This window comes from Sphingomonas arantia (assembly GCF_042682045.1).
Taxonomy (GTDB): domain Bacteria; phylum Pseudomonadota; class Alphaproteobacteria; order Sphingomonadales; family Sphingomonadaceae; genus Sphingomonas_R; species Sphingomonas_R arantia.
Genome location: NZ_JBHUGS010000002.1, coordinates 141810 through 158362 on the forward strand (window position 1 = coordinate 141810; position 16553 = coordinate 158362).

13 protein-coding genes are annotated in these 16553 nt (G+C 68.3%); 6 read left to right on the top strand and 7 right to left on the bottom strand.

The features are described from left to right. Positions 1 to 130 precede the first annotated feature (130 nt). Genes ACFSGX_RS06390 through ACFSGX_RS06400 form a run of 3 tightly spaced genes read left to right on the top strand, consistent with a single transcriptional unit; the run spans position 131 to position 6026 of the window. Positions 131 to 3412, top strand: coding sequence for a TonB-dependent receptor domain-containing protein (locus ACFSGX_RS06390; protein ID WP_380928439.1), 3282 nt, complete (start codon positions 131 to 133; stop codon positions 3410 to 3412). A gap of 32 nt (positions 3413 to 3444) precedes the next feature. After that, positions 3445 to 5583, top strand: coding sequence for a S9 family peptidase (locus ACFSGX_RS06395; RefSeq protein WP_380928440.1), 2139 nt, complete (start codon positions 3445 to 3447; stop codon positions 5581 to 5583). Positions 5584 to 5630: 47 nt separating this feature from the next. Next, positions 5631 to 6026, top strand: coding sequence for a DUF4174 domain-containing protein (locus ACFSGX_RS06400; protein WP_380928442.1), 396 nt, complete (start codon positions 5631 to 5633; stop codon positions 6024 to 6026). Positions 6027 to 6054: 28 nt separating this feature from the next. Here ACFSGX_RS06400 and ACFSGX_RS06405 read toward each other — a convergent pair whose 3' ends face one another. The 3 genes from ACFSGX_RS06405 to ACFSGX_RS06415 all read right to left on the bottom strand — a co-directional run bounded on the left by ACFSGX_RS06405 (position 6055) and on the right by ACFSGX_RS06415 (position 8582). Further along, entirely contained in the window at positions 6055 to 7368 is a 1314-nt protein-coding gene (locus ACFSGX_RS06405; RefSeq protein ID WP_380928443.1) for a metal-dependent hydrolase family protein, read from the bottom strand. Positions 7369 to 7465: 97 nt separating this feature from the next. Beyond that, a complete protein-coding gene (locus tag ACFSGX_RS06410; protein WP_380928445.1) occupies positions 7466 to 8053 on the bottom strand; it encodes a hypothetical protein in 588 nt (195 codons plus the stop codon). 94 nt (positions 8054 to 8147) lie between these two features. After that, positions 8148 to 8582 (bottom strand): hypothetical protein, encoded by a 435-nt coding sequence (locus tag ACFSGX_RS06415; RefSeq protein ID WP_157177470.1) that lies wholly within the window; start codon positions 8580 to 8582, stop codon positions 8148 to 8150. A gap of 169 nt (positions 8583 to 8751) precedes the next feature. Here ACFSGX_RS06415 and creD point away from each other — a divergent pair, with 169 nt between their 5' ends. After that, a complete protein-coding gene (gene creD, locus ACFSGX_RS06420; protein ID WP_380928447.1) occupies positions 8752 to 10119 on the top strand; it encodes a cell envelope integrity protein CreD in 1368 nt (455 codons plus the stop codon). Next, positions 10112 to 10516, top strand: a complete 405-nt coding sequence (locus ACFSGX_RS06425) for a hypothetical protein (protein ID WP_380928448.1) — start codon at positions 10112 to 10114, stop codon at positions 10514 to 10516. Before creD ends, ACFSGX_RS06425 begins: the two co-directional genes overlap by 8 nt. Before the next feature lie 67 nt (positions 10517 to 10583). Here ACFSGX_RS06425 and ACFSGX_RS06430 read toward each other — a convergent pair whose 3' ends face one another. Continuing rightward, positions 10584 to 11525 (bottom strand): aspartyl protease family protein, encoded by a 942-nt coding sequence (locus ACFSGX_RS06430; RefSeq protein WP_380928449.1) that lies wholly within the window; start codon positions 11523 to 11525, stop codon positions 10584 to 10586. Between the two features lie 174 nt (positions 11526 to 11699). On the opposite strand from ACFSGX_RS06430, the gene ACFSGX_RS06435 reads away from it, so the two are divergent. After that, complete coding sequence (locus tag ACFSGX_RS06435; protein ID WP_380928451.1) at positions 11700 to 12569, top strand: ABC transporter substrate-binding protein; 870 nt, start codon at positions 11700 to 11702, stop codon at positions 12567 to 12569. A 19-nt stretch (positions 12570 to 12588) separates the two neighbouring features. Here ACFSGX_RS06435 and ACFSGX_RS06440 read toward each other — a convergent pair whose 3' ends face one another. The 3 genes from ACFSGX_RS06440 to ACFSGX_RS06450 form a co-directional block, all read right to left on the bottom strand. Continuing rightward, positions 12589 to 13359: a TylF/MycF/NovP-related O-methyltransferase gene (locus tag ACFSGX_RS06440; protein ID WP_380928452.1), complete on the bottom strand. Its 771-nt coding sequence runs from the start codon at positions 13357 to 13359 to the stop codon at positions 12589 to 12591. A 76-nt stretch (positions 13360 to 13435) separates the two neighbouring features. Further along, the gene (treF, locus tag ACFSGX_RS06445; protein WP_380928454.1) at positions 13436 to 15061 is read right to left on the bottom strand and encodes an alpha,alpha-trehalase TreF; all 1626 of its coding nucleotides are present in this window, start codon (positions 15059 to 15061) and stop codon (positions 13436 to 13438) included. After that, entirely contained in the window at positions 15058 to 16353 is a 1296-nt protein-coding gene (locus ACFSGX_RS06450; RefSeq protein WP_380928456.1) for an MFS transporter, read from the bottom strand. Before ACFSGX_RS06450 ends, treF begins: the two co-directional genes overlap by 4 nt. Between the last annotated feature and the right edge of the window lie 200 nt (positions 16354 to 16553).

Here is a 16553-nt window from a genome sequence, read left to right on the forward strand (position 1 = left end):
CATCGGGCCGCGCCGCGCGAAAGCGAATGTGATGCGGTAGTGCAACAAGTTGAATGTTTCATGACACCCGATTGACGTGACCGATAATTGCAGGAAGTTTGTGTGCAGTGCACCATTCGGGGGATTGGCAATGTTCGACGTTACACAGCGACAGCTCAGAAACGCGACCGCACCGTTCGCGCTGGCGATCGGGCTCTGCTGGGCGTCGTCCGGCATCGCGCAGACCGCGGCCGACCCGGCGCCGGCGGAGGCGACATCGGGGGAGGAGGTCGTCGTGACCGGATCGCGGCTGGCGTCGAACCCGAATTCGGTTTCCGCATCGCCGGTCGTCAGCATCAGCGCCGACGAACTGCGCAAGACGGGGCAGAACGACATTGCCGAAACGTTGCGCGAGATCCCTGCGCTGATTTCGTCGCAGACCGTTGCGGACTCGATCGATCGCGGCAGCGGCGGCGTCGGTCAGGCGACGCTCGACCTGCGCGGGCTGGGCGCGAACCGGACGCTGGTGCTGGTGAACGGCCGGCGTCACGTCTCGGGCGTCACCGGCACGCAGGCGGTGGATATCGCGACGATCCCGAGCCAGTTGATCGACAGCGTCGAGGTGCTGACCGGCGGCGCATCCGCGGTGTACGGCGCGGATGCGGTGACCGGCGTCGTGAACTTCAAGCTGAAGGACGATTATGACGGCATGTCGCTGCGGTCGCAGATGGGCGTGTCCGACAAGGGTGACGGGCGGACGTTCGTGGTCGAGGGACTGGTCGGTCGGAACTTCGCCGAGGGGCGCGGCAACATCACCTTTTCGGGGTCCTACGCCAATGATCAGGAAATCCAATATGGCGACCGTTCGGCGACGCGCGACAACGGCAAGGCGAATGCCGGGCTGAGTTACGGCAACCCGGCGCTGCGTTTCCAGTCTGGCGACATCAGTGCCGCGACGCCGAATTTCCAGCGTTTCTACAGCCTGGCCAACGGATCCTATCCGACCGGATCGTCGATCCCGGACGCGGCGGATTTCGCGGCGGACTATGCCGCGGCGTTCGGGGCCGCGCCGACGCTGACCGCGGCGGAACAGGCGTTGATCGGCCGGACGGACGGCGCGCCGACGCTGGCGATCGGGCGTTATCCGACGTTCGCGATCAGTTCGAACGCAGGGCTGATCTTCCGCAACGATTTCGCGCCGTTCAATGCGGACGTGGACGGCAACGGCGTCGCGGATTGCAGCCAGTCCTATATCGGCACCGCGTTCGGCGGCTGTTACGTGTCGACCGAGGGCGGCGGCGTGCGGCCGTTCCAGGACGGCGTCATTTCGACGTCGACCAACCAATATGGCGGCGACGGGGCCGTCGAGACCGCGAACGCCGCATCGTTGATCCCACGGTCGCGGCGCTACAATGCGAACCTGCTCGGCAAGTTCGAGATCGCGCCCGCCGCGATCCTGTTCGGCGAGGCGAAATATGCGCGGACCGAGACGTTCTCGCAGAACCCGTACAACACTTTCTACGACACGCTGACGATCGCGCCCGACAATCCGTATATTCCGGACGCGCTGCGGGCCGATGCAGACGAGGCAGGCGGGCTGCTGGTGTCGCGCGACTTCCTTGATCTGGGGCCGGCGTCGCAGCGCAACAATCGCGACACCTACCGCGTCGTGGGCGGCGTGCGCGGTGCGCTGACTCCGCATCTGAGCTACGAGGTCAGCGGCAATTACGGCCGGACGGACCAGAAGCAGATCAATTCGAACGGCGTACTGACCGACCGGTTGTTCGCGGCGCTGGATGTCGTCACCGGGCCGAACGGCACGCCGATCTGCCGGTCCGACATCAGCGCGGTGGCCCCACCGACCAGCCCGTTCCCGGCGGCGGACCCGGGCTTCTACTCGTTCACGCCGGGCGACGGCACCTGCAAGCCGGCGAACATCCTGAACGGCGTCAATTCGCTGAGCGCGGACGCGGTGAACTTCATCACGCAGCGGACCGTCAACCGGTCGCGGCTGGAACAGATCGTCGCCAGTGCGCAGCTGACCGCGGACACCGGCGCGTTCCTGACCTTGCCGGGCGGGGAGCCGGTGCGCGTGTTCGCGGGCGGCGAGTATCGCCAGGAACGCAGCCGGTCGACGTTCGACCCGCTGGTGCTCGGCCTGTTGCCGAGCGGTTCGGCCGCGGGGGCGGAGGGGACGTTCGTCGGCGACGTGTCCGACAACCAGTCACTGACGTTCGACCCGACGTCGCGCACGCTGAACGCGGGCGGGAAGTTCGACGTGTACGAGGCGTTCGGCGAGGTCGCGATCCCGTTGCTCACCAAGGTCCGGTTCGCCGACGAACTGCGGATCGGCGGGGCGGCGCGTTTCTCGCGTTATTCCACGGTGGGCAATACCTTCACCTGGAACGTCAACGGGATCTATGCGCCGATCCGCGACGTGAAGATCCGCGGCAGTTACGCCAAGGCGGTGCGCGCGCCGAACATCTTCGAGCTGTTCTCGCCCGCGCAAGGGGCCGTGTTCCGGCCGGCCGACCCGTGCGAGCAGTCGACGCTCGACTCGCTGGTCGCGGCCGGTGTTTCGACGGCGCAGAACCGGATCGCCAACTGCCGTGCGGACGGTCTGCCGGCGGGGTATAGCGATCCGCTGACTGCGCGCTTCTCCGGCACGTCGGGCGGCAATCCGGACCTGCGCGAGGAAACCGCGACGACCTGGACCGCGGGCATGGTGGTGCAGCCGCGCTTCATCCCCGGCCTGACGCTGAGCGCCGATTACTACAACATCCGGATCGACAACGCGATCGCGGCGGTCTCCGCGCAGGACATCGTCAACAGTTGCTACGACAACAGCAGCCTGGACAACCAATATTGCGGGCTGTTCACGCGCAACCGCAACCCCGCGTCGCCAACCTATCTGGGGTTGAACTTCCTGGAACAGACGCAGCTGAATTTCGGGCGGATCGAAACCGCGGGCGTCGACATGTCGGCGGCGTACAGCCACCGGTTCGGCAATACGCGGATCGGGCTGAACGTCACGGCGACCTGGGTGGACAAGATCGACCGGTTCTTCGACCCAAGCGATCCGTCGCTGGTGAACCCCGGGCTGGGCGAGCTGGGCGCGCCGGAATGGGCGGGCGTCGGTTCCGCCACGATCGGGCACGGTGCGGTCTCGCTGAGCTACCGCCTGCAATATATCGGCAAGCAGTCGCTGGCGCCGGTGTCGATCGAAACGCGCGACCAGCAGTTCGGCGATGCCGGGATCGCTGACGAAAAATTCATCCACGACGTGACCGCGACGGTTGATCTGGGGCGCGAACGCAGCGTCTATGTCGGGGTGAACAACCTGACCGACACGAAGCCGTATATCACCAACGTCGCCTATCCGGTGTCGGCGGCCGGGCGGTTCTTCTTCGTCGGCCTGAACACGCGTTTCTGATGGAGAGCAATGTGTACGAACGGACCCGGACGATGACACGGTGGATGCTGTCGACCGGGGCGGCGCTTGTTCTGGCGGGCGCGGGGCAAGCGCAAACGCCGTCGACTGACGGTGCGGCACCCCCGCGGGTCGCCAAGCGGCCGTTCGAGGTGACGTCGCCAAACGGCGCGCGGCGCGACGATTATTACTGGCTGCGCGACGACACGCGGAAGAACCCGGAGATGCTCGCCTATCTCAAGGCGGAAAACGCCTATGCCGATGCGCAGCTCGCCGCGCTGAAGCCGTTGGAAAAGACGCTGTACGACGAGACGGTCGCGCATGTGAAACAGGATGACGGGACCGTCCCGTATCTGAAGAACGGCTACTGGTACGCGTCGCGTTTTGCCGCGGGGGCGGACTATCCGGTGATCGAGCGGCGCAAGGGGAAGGTCACCGCGCCAGCCGAGCGGCTGTTCGATCAGCCGGTGATGGCCAAGGGGCACAGCTTCTTCTCGCTGAGCGGGTGGCAGGTCAGCCCGGACAACCGCCGCGTCGCGTGGGCGGAGGACGTCGTGGGGCGCCGCCAATATGTGCTGAAGGTCAAGGACATCGCGACCGGGCGCGAGACGGCCGATACGGTCACCAACATCGAACCGAACCTGGTGTGGGCGGACGACAAGACGATCCTGTATATCGAGAAGGACCCGGTGACGCTGCGCGGATACCGCGTAAAGGCGCATGTGCTGGGCACGCCGGCGGCGCGCGACACGCTGATCTACGAGGAGAAGGACGACACGTTCAACATGGGGATCGGCCGGACAACGGACGATCGGTTCGCGTGCATCACGCTCAACAGTACGGTCAGCAACGAGCAGCGCTGCGCGCCGATCGGTGGTGCGGCTCCGCTGTCGCCCGCCGCGTTCCGCCTGCTGGCCCCGCGAGCACGCGAGTTCAAATATACCGCCGACCATCTCGGCACGCGGTGGATCGTCCGGACGAACCGGGACGCGAAGAATTTTAAGCTGGTCACCGTCGCCGACGCCGATCTGGCCAAGGGGGTAGCCGCGTGGCGCGACCTGACGCCAGCCAGCGACACGGTGTTCATCGAGGATTTCAAGCCGTTCGAAGGCTATGTCGCGATCGACCAGCGCGAGGGCGGAAACCGCATGATCCGGCTGCTCGACGATGCCGGCAAGTCGCAGGCGGTGACGGCGGACGAGCCGGCCTACACGATGGAACTGGCGGTGAACGAGGAGCCCGCGACGCCGTGGGTGCGCTACACCTATGGTTCGCTCGTCACGCCGACCACGACCTATGAGGTCAATGCGAAGACCGGCGAGCGCCGCGTGCTGAAGGTCGCGCCGGTGCCGGGGTATGATCCGGCGCGGTACGTGACGGAACGGGTGTGGGCGCCGGCGCGGGATGGGACGCGGATCCCGGTGTCGCTGGTCTACAAGCGCGGCACCAAGCGCGACGGGACCGCACCGTTGTTCCAATATGCCTATGGCAGCTACGGCTTCTCCACCGACCCGGCGGTCGATCCGGGGCGGATCGGGTTGCTCGACCGCGGCTTCGTCTATGCGATCGCCCATATCCGCGGGGGGCAGGAGATGGGGCGCGGCTGGTACGATGCCGGCCATCTGCTGAACAAGAAGAACAGCTTCACCGACTTTATCGACGTGACGCGCTATCTGGTCGCGCAGAAATATGCGGCGAAGGACCGGGTCGCGGCGATGGGCGGGAGTGCGGGCGGCTTGCTGATGGGTGGTGTCGCGAACATGGCGCCGACCGACTATAAGCTGATCATCGCGCAGGTGCCGTTCGTGGATGTGGTGACCACGATGCTGGACGCGTCGATCCCGCTGACCACGTTCGAATATGACGAGTGGGGCAATCCGGCGCAGAAGCCCTATTACGACTATATGCTGAGCTATTCGCCGTACGACAATGTTCGCGCGGAGGCATATCCAGCGATGTATGTCGGGACCGGATTGTGGGACAGCCAGGTCCAATATTACGAACCGACAAAATGGGTCGCCAAGTTGCGCGAGATGAAGACGGATCGGAACCCGCTGCTCTTCCGCGTCAACATGGAGGCCGGGCACGGCGGCAAGACGGGCCGGTTCGAACGGTTCCGCCAGAACGCCGAATGGCAGGCGTTCATGCTGCAACAGCTTGGTGTGGCGAAGTAGCCGGCACGGCGCGGATACGATCCGGGAGGCAACGCGTTTCATCCGGCATGAATCCGCTTGTCCTGCTTGCCGCGCTGCCCCTGATGGCGATGGCGCCGATGACCATCGCCGCGATGCAGTGGGAGCGGCGCGTGTTGCTGGTCGGTGCGTCGGCGGCGGATGATGCGATGCTGGCCGAGCAGCGCCGCGTCGTCGCGCGCTGGAAGGCGGAGGGCGAGGCGCGTGATCTGAGCGTCGTCGAGGTGGTCGGCGAACGGGTCGTGGGTGCAGCGGATCGGGCGGCTTCGTTGCGTCGTCGCTATGGGTTGCCGGCGAGCGGGTTCGGCGCGGTCCTGATCGGCAAGGACGGTGGCGTGAAGCTGCGGAGTTCGCGTCCGCTGTCCTCGGCGGTGCTGGCGAAGACGATCGACGCGATGCCGATGCGGCGGTCCGGCGGACGCTAAGCTGGGGCGTCCGCCGGCATTTTAGGCGTCAGGTGCCAGGCATGGCGCGCTTTGTGACCGTGCCGCGATGCATGACGAAATCGACATGCTCGAGCCGGGTGATGTCCTGCAACGGGGAGCCGGTGACGGCGATGATGTCAGCGGTCTTGCCGGGGGCGAGCGTGCCGATGTCGTCGCGGCCGAGCAGATCGGCGGCGCCGACGGTCGCGGCGGCGATCGCCTGCGCCGGGGTGAGGCCGTTGCGGACGAGGAGCGCGAACTCGGTCGCGTTGTCACCGTGTTTCGACACGCCGGTGTCGGTGCCGAACGCGACCTTCACCCCGGCGGCATAGGCGCGGCGGTGGCTGTCGGCCATTGCGGCGGCGGCGGCCTCCGCCTTCACGATGGTGGCGGGGGGCAGTGCGCCGCCGCGGGCCTGGGCGAGTGCCGCGACGGGCGCGATCTCGGTCGGGACGAGCCAGGCGCCCTTGGTCTTGAACAGCCGGATCGTGTCCGCATCGAGGAAGGTGCCGTGTTCGATCGAGTCGACGCCGGCGTCCAGCGCGGCGCGCGTACCCTCGATCGCGTGGCTGTGTGCGGCGACCTTGCGGCCGAGCGTGTGCGCGGTGTCGATGATCGCGCGCATCTCCTCCGGCGTCATGGCGCGGCCGAGCCCGCCGCTGACGTTGGACAACACGCCGCCGGTCGCGGCGAATTTGATGACGCGCGCGCCAAGTGCGACCTGTGCGCGCACCGCGCGGCGGCAGTCGTCGGGGCCGTCGCAGAGGTTCACCTCCTTGCTATGGACCATGTCGGCGAACTCCTCGGCCAGGCCGTTGCCACCGTCGCCGTGACCGCCGGTGACCGAGATCATTTCGCCCGCATTGGTGATGGTGGGACCCTCGACCGTCCCGGCGTCGATCGCGTCGCGCAGCGCCCGGATACCGCGCGGGTCGCCGCCGAGATCGCGGACCGAGGTGAAGCCGGCGTTCAGCGTCGTCTTCGCGTTGGCGACCGCGGTCATCTCGTCGTCGAACCGGTCACGATTGAGCGCTTCCAGCCGGGCGCGCAGCGGGTCGCCGCCGATGCCCCAGAGGTGGACGTGCATGTCGACCATGCCGGGCATGACGAACGCGTTGCGCAGATCGACCAGCGTCGCGCCCTGTTCCGGTGCCACGAAGCCGTTGCGCAGTTCGGCGACCTTGCCGTCGCGCACGATGATCGTCGTGTTGCCGCGCGGCGCCTGGCCTGGGCGGTCGAGCAACGTGCCGGCGTGGATGTAGGTGATGGCAGCGGGCTTGGGCTGCGCGAGCGCCGGTGCTGCGACAGTCGCGGCGAGCGCGATGAGAAGTGCCTTGATCATGGATGGTCCCCTTTGCCCGCCATGCTTGCCCAAGCGCGGTCTGGCCGCAAGCCGTGGCGGCACGATTGTCGGTTTGTTGGGCCGAAGGGGGCCGGGCTCAGGTCGTGGAAGCGACGACCCGCGGGACGGCAGACGGGTCGGGCTGGACCATCGCGACCCGGGCGAGCGAGGCGCGGAGTGCCGGGGTGTCGTCCTCGCGGGTCAGCTTGATTCCGACGAGGGTGGCCGTGATCCGCAGGACCGTTGTGGTGCCGGCCTCCGCGTCGATCGGCAGGACCGCGGTGCGCTTGCCCTGAGCGATGGCGACGCAATCATGGTGGCCGGGGGCGACGGGCAGGACGGCGAAGCGCGGGCTCTTGAGTTGCGTCAGGACCGTGCCGTCGACCTTGATATCCACGCCGACCAGCATGCCGACACTGCTTTCGCGCACGACGAGCAGGCGGGCGGTGCCGGGGCCGAGCGTCTGTTCGGCGAGCGCCGCGCGGCGGGTGGCGTCGTCGGCCAGCACGACCTTGCGGTTGTTGCTGAACAGCAGATAGACGAATCCCACCGACATGCCGAAAATCGCGCCGATAAACGCCGGGCTGGTCGTGCTCCGGGCGCCGCCGGTGATGGCGGTCAGCAGGAACGACGTGGCGCCGGACACGAGGACGACGATCAGCACGAACTTGACGGTGCGGTTCATGGGCGACCTCCAGAAAGGTGCGTTCCGGTGCCGCGCCGGCGCTGTTGTCGGACGTGGACGGCGGCACCGGGCGCCGCCGTCCACGCAAGGGCGATCAGAGGTTCGACTGGAGCCATTCGATGACGGTGCGCGGCGAATGGCCGGCATAGGGCACGGTGTAGTGGAACGTGCCGTTCGTCAGCGTTTCGGACTCTTCGGCGCCGTTCGACACGACGACGCTCTTGATCTTGGACTGGACGGCCTGCTTGCCGTCGTCGCTCTGGCAGACCCGCTTTAGCGCATCGGTGGCGTTGGCCATGTAGGCCCAGGGGTTCTGATTGTTGTCGTCGGCGAGCAGTTGCGAATAGGAAGAGTAATCGACCGAGAAACGGATGCTGGTGCCGCAGGCCGCATTCGTCTGCGCCGCCAGTTCGGCGACCTTCGTCCGGTCGTTGGCGAATGCTTCCTTCAGCTTCAGGCTCTGCGCCAGGACCGGCGTGGTGCCGGCCAGCGCCAGTGCAGCGAGCGTCGTGATCATAAAGGTCCGCATGCTATCCCCTTCCGATTGTTCGACAGTATTGCCTGTCGTATCGGTCAACCAGGTGACGGTCCAGCCGTTCCCGCAGTGTTATTCGTCGTCGGATAGTAATGTTTGACGGATGGCGGGGCCGAACCAATAAGGCGGTACGCGAAAACGACCGACCGCCGGGGGGTGACGAATGATTGGGACGACCGCAGCGCAACCGAGGCCCCGCACGCCGGCGCGCAAGCTGACGATGACGATCCTGATGGGTCTGTTGCTGGCGGTGCCGTTGTTCGCGACATATCTGCTCGTCTACGATCGCGAGGGGCAATCGCAGACCGCGCGCATGTCGATCGTCGAGGGGTGGGGCGGGCCGCAGACGATTGCGGGGCCGTATCTGGTCATCCCGTTCAGCCGGGCGGTGGTGCGCGAGACGACCGACAACGGCCGCACCGTGCGGCGGACCGAGCGGCAGGAGGAGCTGCTGTTCGTGGCGCCGACGCGCGTGGCGTTCCGCTCGCGGATCGCGGCGGAACGGCGGCGGCGTTCGATCTACGAGGCGGTGGTGTACCGGACGCATGTGTCGATCGGCGGGGCATTCCGCCTGCCGGACTTCGCCGCGCTGAACATCCTGGCCGACAGCGTGCGGATGGCCGAGGCGGAGATCCGCGTCGGGATCAGCAACGCCAAGGGGCTGGCCGGATCGCGCCCGGCGATCCGCGCGAACGGGCGGCCGCTGCCGCTGATCCCCGGATCGAGCCTGAACGTGACGGCGAATAGCGGGTTTACCGCGCGCGGGCCGCTGGCCGGCGGGGTGGGTGCGGATGGCGCGCTGGCGTTCGATGTCGCGTTCGACCTGCGCGGCAGCGATGCGCTGTCGTTCCTGCCTTCGGCCGAGCAGACGACGATCGAGGCGCAGTCGGACTGGCCGCACCCGTCGTTCAGCGGGGCGTTCCTGCCCAACCGGGCGGCGGGCGCGGGGGCGTTCCCAGCAACCTGGCAGATCGGCAATCTGGCGCTGAACCGTCCGGTCGTGACGATCGGCGAGCAGGCGATGGGGACGGCGGATGCGGTGACGATCGGGCTGCTCGACCCGATCAACCTGTATTCGCAGGTCAACCGCGCGACGAAATACGGGTTCATGTTCATCGGCTTCACGTTCCTGGCGTTGCTGATGTTCGACATCATCGGCGGAGCGCCGGTGCCGGGGGTGGCGTATCTGCTGATTGGTGCGGGATTGGTGCTGTTCTTCGTCCTGTTGCTGGCGCTGTCGGAGGTGATCGGGTTCCTGGGCGCATATGTGGTCGCGGCGGCGGCGATCGTCGCGCTGATCGGCAGTTATTCCGCCGCGATCCTGCACAGCTGGCGGCGCGCCGGGGTGGTCGCGGCGCTGCTCGGCGGATTGTATGCGGTGCTGTACGTGCTGCTGAGCCTGGAGGCGTATTCGCTGCTGATCGGGTCGGTGCTGCTGTTCGGTGCGCTGGCCGGCGTGATGTATGCGACGCGGCGGGTCGACTGGAGCGGGGTGGCGCTGGGCCGCGGCGAGGCGGGGGCGGTTGCTTAGTGGCGGCGTCGGGCGCGGGCTGGTCGGGCTGGCGCTGTCGGCGTCGGCTTGCGGTCTAATGCTGGCGGGGTGCGATGGGTCGCCGCCGCCGGCGGTGGCGGTCGCTCCGGTGTCGCCGAAACGGATGTCGCTGCGCGCGCTGGCCGGTGCGTGGCGGGTGACGGCGGTGCATGTCGACACCGCGGGCGTCCATGCTCTGGACGAGGACGATCCGGCCGACATGGGCGCGGTCCTCGATATCGGTGTCGACCGGCTGGCATGGCGACCGCGCAAGGGCGGGTTCTTCAGCGATGTCTGTACGGGCCCGGCGCTGGCGGCGGACGGAACGGTGACCTGTCGCGAAGGCGCGTTCGGGCCGCCCGATCTGCGGCTGGCGGTGGTGGGTGAGCGGATCTAGTTCGGCTGGTACGATGGTGCGCGGCTGGTGCTGGAACGGGTGCGCTGATGCGTGGTGGCCGCCGTCCCTAGCGTGGCAGCTTGAGGACGATGGTGCGGTTGGCGAAGTCGATGTCGACGGCTCGGAACAGGCGAAGCGTTTCCATGCCGAGCAGTAGCGCAGGGCGGTCCGAGAGGCCGAAGCGGCGGAACGGCGCGACCTCCGCCACCGCGACCGAGACGCCGAGCAGGCTGACGCCGCCGATCTCGACCCGGTCGAGCAGATAGGCGTTGGCCGGGATCGCGACGCCGCTGGCCGCGATCAGCGTCATGGTGCCAAGCGACGGCGGCGGCTTGCGTGCGATCCGGAGCAGCGCGAGGTTCGCGACCGTGACGGGGGAGCCGGTGTCGATGACCACCGCGATCCGGCGGCCGCGCCAGCGGGCGTCGGTGACGATCAGCTGGCCGTAGAGCGATTTCGCGACGATCACGATCTCGTCGCGGCGCGCCGATGGGCGGCGGCGCTTGCCGGACGGGGCCAGCGTCATGGTGTCGGTGACGAAATCGATCGCGACCTTCTGACCCTGCAGCGCGTCGATGCCGAGCATGCCGATCGCACCCAGATTGGCGCGCGCGAAGACCGGTGCCTCGATCGGCAGGCTGTCGAGCTTGCCGACGCGCAGGCCGGGGAGCAAAGCGGTCGGTGCCAGCGTCGTGCCGGCCATCGTCAGGACGCGGCGGACCGGCCCCGGCGTCAGGCGGAGCCGGCGGACGAGTTCGCCCGACACCACCGTGCGTTCCGCGCCGGTATCGATGATGAACGGCCATGGCGCGCCGCCGCCGATCGAAACCGGGACGGTCATGCGCAGGTCGAGCGCGGTGATCGCCAGCGGATCGACAGGGGCGGGTGCCGCTGGATCGAGTGCGGCGGGATCGGGCGCAGCCGGGGGCAGGGCGGATGCCGCGGTCGGGCGATCCGTCGTCTGTAGCGCTTGGGCGGGCGCGGCGAACAGCGCGGCGCCGATCAGCATCCTCTTCCACATTATCCGGTGAAGATGCGCCCGCGTGGGCCGGTCCGCAAGTCGGGCGGCGGACGGTTCGGGGGGCTGGGTGACGGCGGGACGTCATCTTTTCGGCGGGGTGTGGTCGCGGCCTTTCGGGAGGGGCGCGTTGACTATGGTTCGGCAAGTCGCCACCGATGCGGCATGAAACTTCGCATCGCCCTGGAATGGTATCTGAACCCCGATCACCTGCCGCTGATCGCCGCGCGGGATCGCCTGCGCGGCGACGGGCTGGACGTCGAACTGGTGGTGCCCGACGATCATTATGACGGGTTCGTCGCGCTGGCGGACGGCGCGGTCGAGCTGGTGGTCAACGAGCCGCTCCATCTGGTCGAGCAGCGCGACCTGCGGCTGGTGTCGCATGGCTGTTTCTTCGCGACCGACGGCGGCGTGCTGATGCAGCGCGACGCGCTCGACCGGCTTGCGGCGGGGGAGGGCGTGCGGATCGCGTCGCCGGTGTCGAACCCGACGACCGACCAGCTGTGCCGCGATATCCTGGCGGGCTGGCTGACGCAGCGCGGACTGGCCGTCGACGGCGGGCGGATCGTGATCGAGCCGGCGGGTTTCGCGCATGTCGACAATCTGGTCGCGGGCTATGACGGCGCGTGGCTCGCCTTTGCCAATGTGGAGGGGGTGTCGGCGCGGGTCCGAGGGCTCGACACCGAGATGGTCACCACGGCGGAGGCGGGCATTCCGAACTTTTCCGCGCTGGAACTGATCGGGGCGGCGGATGCATCGGCGGAGGTGCGGGAGGCGATCGCGATGCTGGTCGCGGCGCTGGACGTCGTCACACCGGAGCTGCGCGACGATCCGGCGATGGCGCGCGCGCTGTGGTACGGCGCGAGCGGGGAGGCACCCGGCGCGGAGGGCGATGCGATCGTCGATGCGTCGCTGCCGCGGTTCCTGGCACCGGTGCGGCCGGACGTGGGGATGTGGCGGCCGATGTGGCGCTACCTGCACGCGCGCGGCGGCGACGTGGTGGACGAGGCGACGTTCGAGGCGATGTTCGCCTGACCGCGCGCGTTCGCCCGGGTCAGTCGGGCATGTTCGGATGGCGCATGATCATCGCCGTGCCGAGCCGGTCGTTCAGTGGCCAGGCCACGATGCCGCGTTGGGCGAAGAAGTCGTCCACCGCCTCGGCCGCCATCGGATAGCGTTTCGACCGATAGTCATGGACCAGGATGATGCCGCCATCGACCATGCGGGGCCAGAACATCGCGAGCGCCGATCGGATGGGGTCGGCCAGATCCATGTCGATATGGACGAAGCGGAACCGCTTATGTTCGAGACCGACGAACGTGTCCGGAAAAAAGCCGACGCGAAATGCCAGCCCGGCGTCGTTGCCGTTCGAGATCCGCGCGCGGACGATATCCAGGCTGGTATCGCGGAACGCGGATTTTTCGAGCGGCTGCGCCAGCCGGTCGTCGCCGAGATCACGCTGGTCGAACCCTTCGAACGTGTCGAAACAGTAGAGCGTGCTGCCGGCGGCCATGCGCGGCCAGATGACCGAGGCGGTCATGCCGCGATAGGTGCCGAGTTCGGCATAGTCGCCGGCCGGCAGCTTCGCGACCAGATCGAGCGCGATGTGGAAGTTGACGATGCGGTTGCCGTCGCGGATCGCCTTGCCCGCCTCCGCCGAGCGGGCGGCGTTGTAGGCACGCACGGCGGGAAGCGACGGGAGCAGCGGATGGCCGGGCGCAAGGTCCGTGTCGATCGTGCCGCGCGGGGACACGAGACTGATCGCGGACGACCGGGCGCGGCCCAATCGCCGGCGGATCGCGCCAAGGGTCGAACGTCCGATCATCGTGTCGCCTCCGTCAGCCGGTCCGTTCGACGATAGCGCGCTGTCGCGGCTTTGCCCACCGCTACGCAGGGACGGGCTATTTCGGCTTCGCGGTTGCCCGAGCCGGGTTGGCGCAGGTGGTGGCTTCCGCGCCGGCCACCGCGGGGCGATCGAGCAGGGCGCGGGTGACGCCGTTGGTCCAGCCGAAGCCGTCCTGCACAGGATATTCGCCGCCGCCGCCGGCCTTGCCGCTTTCGACGTCGTATTTCTCCACCATGCGGCCGGTGCAGGCATAGAAGCCCGACACGGTCGCGATCCAGCGGCGCGCAATCCGGTCGGCGAGTGCGGTCTTGCCGTAGCGGTCGAGGCCACCGACTGCGATCCAGACGAGCGGCGCCCAGCCATTGGGCTCGTCCCACTGCTGACCGGTGCGGACGGTCGTGGTGCGCAGGCCGCCGGTGCCGAGCAGCCGGGTTTCGACGAGGTTCGCAGTGGCGGTCGCCTGGTCCGACGTCGCGAGGCCGGCGAACAGCGGGTAGAGCATCGCGGCGCTGACCGACGGGGTCGGGCGGTGCGTACTGCGGTCCCAGTCGACGAAGCGGCGTTCGGGTGTGGACCAGAGATATTTCGCGATCGCGTCCTTGCGGGCGGCGGCGCGGCTTGCGTAGTCGGTGGCGCACGCGGTGTCGCCGGCCGCGGTGCAGCGCCGGGCGATCGCGGTTTCGAGCGTCCAGAGCAGGCTGTTGAGATCGACGGGTACGATGTCGAGCGTGTGGATGGTGGCGAGCGTGCGGCCGTCGCGCAGCCAGCGAGAACTATAGTCCCAGCCGCTTTCGGCACCGGCGCGCAGGTCGCGGTTGACCGGGCGGCCGGCGGCGGCGGTCGTGGCGACATCCTCCGCATAGGATTCGTCGCGCGGGGTGTCGCGCGCGTCCCAGTAGCGGTTGAGCAGGCTGCCGTCCGGCATCCGCACGACATGCTGGCAGGCGCCCGACGCGTCGATGCAGGTCGTGCCGGCCATCCAGTAGGCATGTTCGGCCTTCAGCGCGGCCAGGCGGCGCGCGTCGGTCGCGGAATCGCGGGCGGTGGACAGGTCCATCATCAGCGCGAGGAACGGTGGCTGCGACCGGCTGAGATAATAGGTCCGCGTGCCGTTCGGGACGTGGCCGTAGCGTTCGACGAGCGAGACGAAGTTGGCGAGCATCGATTCAATAAGCGCGGTTTCGCCGTCGGCTTTCAGGCCCAGCATCGTGAAGTAGCTGTCCCAGTAATACATCTCCTGATAGCGGCCGCCGGCGACGACATAGGCCTGCGGGAGCGGGATCAGCGAGCTGCCGGTCGGGACGGCCATGGGTGGCTTGGCGAGGACGGGCCAGAGCGCCTTGATATGGTCGCGCATGGTCAGTTTGCGCTGGGCGCTTTCGGTCGCGGTGCGGAAGTGGCGCGCGACGAAGGCGGCGAGCGCGGTGCGGCCTTGCGGGTTTTCGGTGCGGTAGGCGGCCAGGATCGCGGGCGGCGGGTCGCGCGGGATCATGTCGGCGAAGGTCTTGCTGTCCGGGAAGACGCGGGCGAGTTCGACGACGCGGTAGAGCGGGCCGTAAATATCCTCGGGTGTGCCGGCGGTGCGGGCGACCTCGGTGACGCGGGCGGCGGGCGTCGTCTGGGCGGATAGGCTGGTGGCCAGCGCGATCGGGATGAGGGCGAGGGCGGCGAGCGTCTTCATGTCGTGCGCTTATAGGCGGGCCGGGCGTTCATCGCCAGGATGGCGACGCAGCCGAGCAACGGCAGGCCGATCGTGGCGAGCAGGAATGAAGTTGAGGGCGCGCAGCTCGTGCAGTGCCAGTCATGGCCGGCGATCGCGCTGGCGAACAGGAGGTTGCCGATGCCGGTGGCGCCCTTCACCACCGCGAGGAACAGGCCCATGGGAAGCGCCTCGGCCGTGCTGCCGGCCGCCATGCCGGTCCGGATGCTGGTGGCGAGCAGCGCCCAGATCGCGATGTTCATGCCGGCCTGCGCGATGCCGATCAGCGCGAGGGGGACGGGGCCGGCTTGTGGCAGTGTCACCAGCAGAAGCATGGCGACGATAATGAGCGCGTTCGCGACGGTCAGCGTCGACTGCGGCGGAAGCGCGCGGCCGAGCATGATCCAGGCGGGGAGCGAGCCGGCCTGCGCGACGGTGATGACGAGCAGCGCCGAGCCGCCCCAGCCGGCGTCGCCGTGGACCGCGACGCCGAAGAACGGGAGCGCGCGCGCGAACATCGGGACGAGCGCGACCTGCACCCCGACCAGCGCGAGCAGGCGGCGATAGGCGGGCGTGTGCCAGAGCGCGGACAGCATGGCGGCCGGGCCGATGCGGCGGGTGGCGGTCCGTGGCGCGGGGATGCCGCGCGTGGCCCAAGTCGCGGCCATCAGCGTCGCGATGTAGAGCGCGCCGCCGACCAGCGCGCAGCCGGCGAATGCGGCGCGCTGGTCGCCCGGATCGGCGATCGACAGGATGTGGACGGACGCCAGGCCGACGATGGCTGTGCCGGCGGCGCTGAAGATCATGCGCAGGCCGGACACGCTGGTGGCGTCGCGCGGGCCGATCGCGACGCGGACAAGCAGCGTGTTGTGGCCGATGTCGCAGAGCGAATAGCCGACCCGGCACAGGATGACCGCCGCAACGATCGCGGGCCCGTCCAGCCGAGCGGCGAAGATCAGCCAGAAGCCGATCCCGCCCAGCGGTGCGCCGACCAGGATCAGCCGGGCGAGCGCATCGGGCCGGCCACCGCGATCGGCGAAATAGGCGACGACGACGTCCGCGCCCGCCGCCGCGAACATCAGCGCGGCCAGCAGGCCACCCGCGACGAGCGGATCGAACCCGGCGAACCGGACGAGGTAGAACAGCAGGAAACTTTCGAATGCCGACCAGACGACCGACTTGCCGAGATTGCCGCCGGAATAGGCCAGCCGGATGCCGAACGACGTTGCTGCAACGCTGGTCGGCGCGGGGGCTTGCAGGGTGGAGGTCCGCATGCTGGACGGCGGTAGGCGCGGTGTTTTGCAGTTATGCGACATGACGCGGATATGCCGGGCCGGTCGCTGGTGAGGCTGCGCGAGAATGGCGGGATGTCGGCACGGTGCTGGATCGTCGATGCGTTGCCTGACATCGAAGAGCAGGTCGATTGCTTCCTGCGAGGCGAGACCGTGCGGCCGCCGTGGGCGATCCCGTTCGC

Bases quoted from the DNA above. Each gene is read 5' to 3' on its own strand.
- ACFSGX_RS06390 (WP_380928439.1), top strand. From the start codon at position 131: ATGTTCGACGTTACACAGCGACAGCTCAGAAACGCGACCGCACCGTTC.
- ACFSGX_RS06395 (WP_380928440.1), top strand. From the start codon at position 3,445: ATGACACGGTGGATGCTGTCGACCGGGGCGGCGCTTGTTCTGGCGGGC.
- ACFSGX_RS06400 (WP_380928442.1), top strand. From the start codon at position 5,631: ATGAATCCGCTTGTCCTGCTTGCCGCGCTGCCCCTGATGGCGATGGCG.
- ACFSGX_RS06405 (WP_380928443.1), bottom strand. From the start codon at position 7,368: ATGATCAAGGCACTTCTCATCGCGCTCGCCGCGACTGTCGCAGCACCG.
- ACFSGX_RS06410 (WP_380928445.1), bottom strand. From the start codon at position 8,053: ATGAACCGCACCGTCAAGTTCGTGCTGATCGTCGTCCTCGTGTCCGGC.
- ACFSGX_RS06415 (WP_157177470.1), bottom strand. From the start codon at position 8,582: ATGCGGACCTTTATGATCACGACGCTCGCTGCACTGGCGCTGGCCGGC.
- creD (WP_380928447.1), top strand. From the start codon at position 8,752: ATGATTGGGACGACCGCAGCGCAACCGAGGCCCCGCACGCCGGCGCGC.
- ACFSGX_RS06430 (WP_380928449.1), bottom strand. From the start codon at position 11,525: ATGCTGATCGGCGCCGCGCTGTTCGCCGCGCCCGCCCAAGCGCTACAG.
- ACFSGX_RS06435 (WP_380928451.1), top strand. From the start codon at position 11,700: ATGAAACTTCGCATCGCCCTGGAATGGTATCTGAACCCCGATCACCTG.
- ACFSGX_RS06440 (WP_380928452.1), bottom strand. From the start codon at position 13,359: ATGATCGGACGTTCGACCCTTGGCGCGATCCGCCGGCGATTGGGCCGC.
- treF (WP_380928454.1), bottom strand. From the start codon at position 15,061: ATGAAGACGCTCGCCGCCCTCGCCCTCATCCCGATCGCGCTGGCCACC.
- ACFSGX_RS06450 (WP_380928456.1), bottom strand. From the start codon at position 16,353: ATGCGGACCTCCACCCTGCAAGCCCCCGCGCCGACCAGCGTTGCAGCA.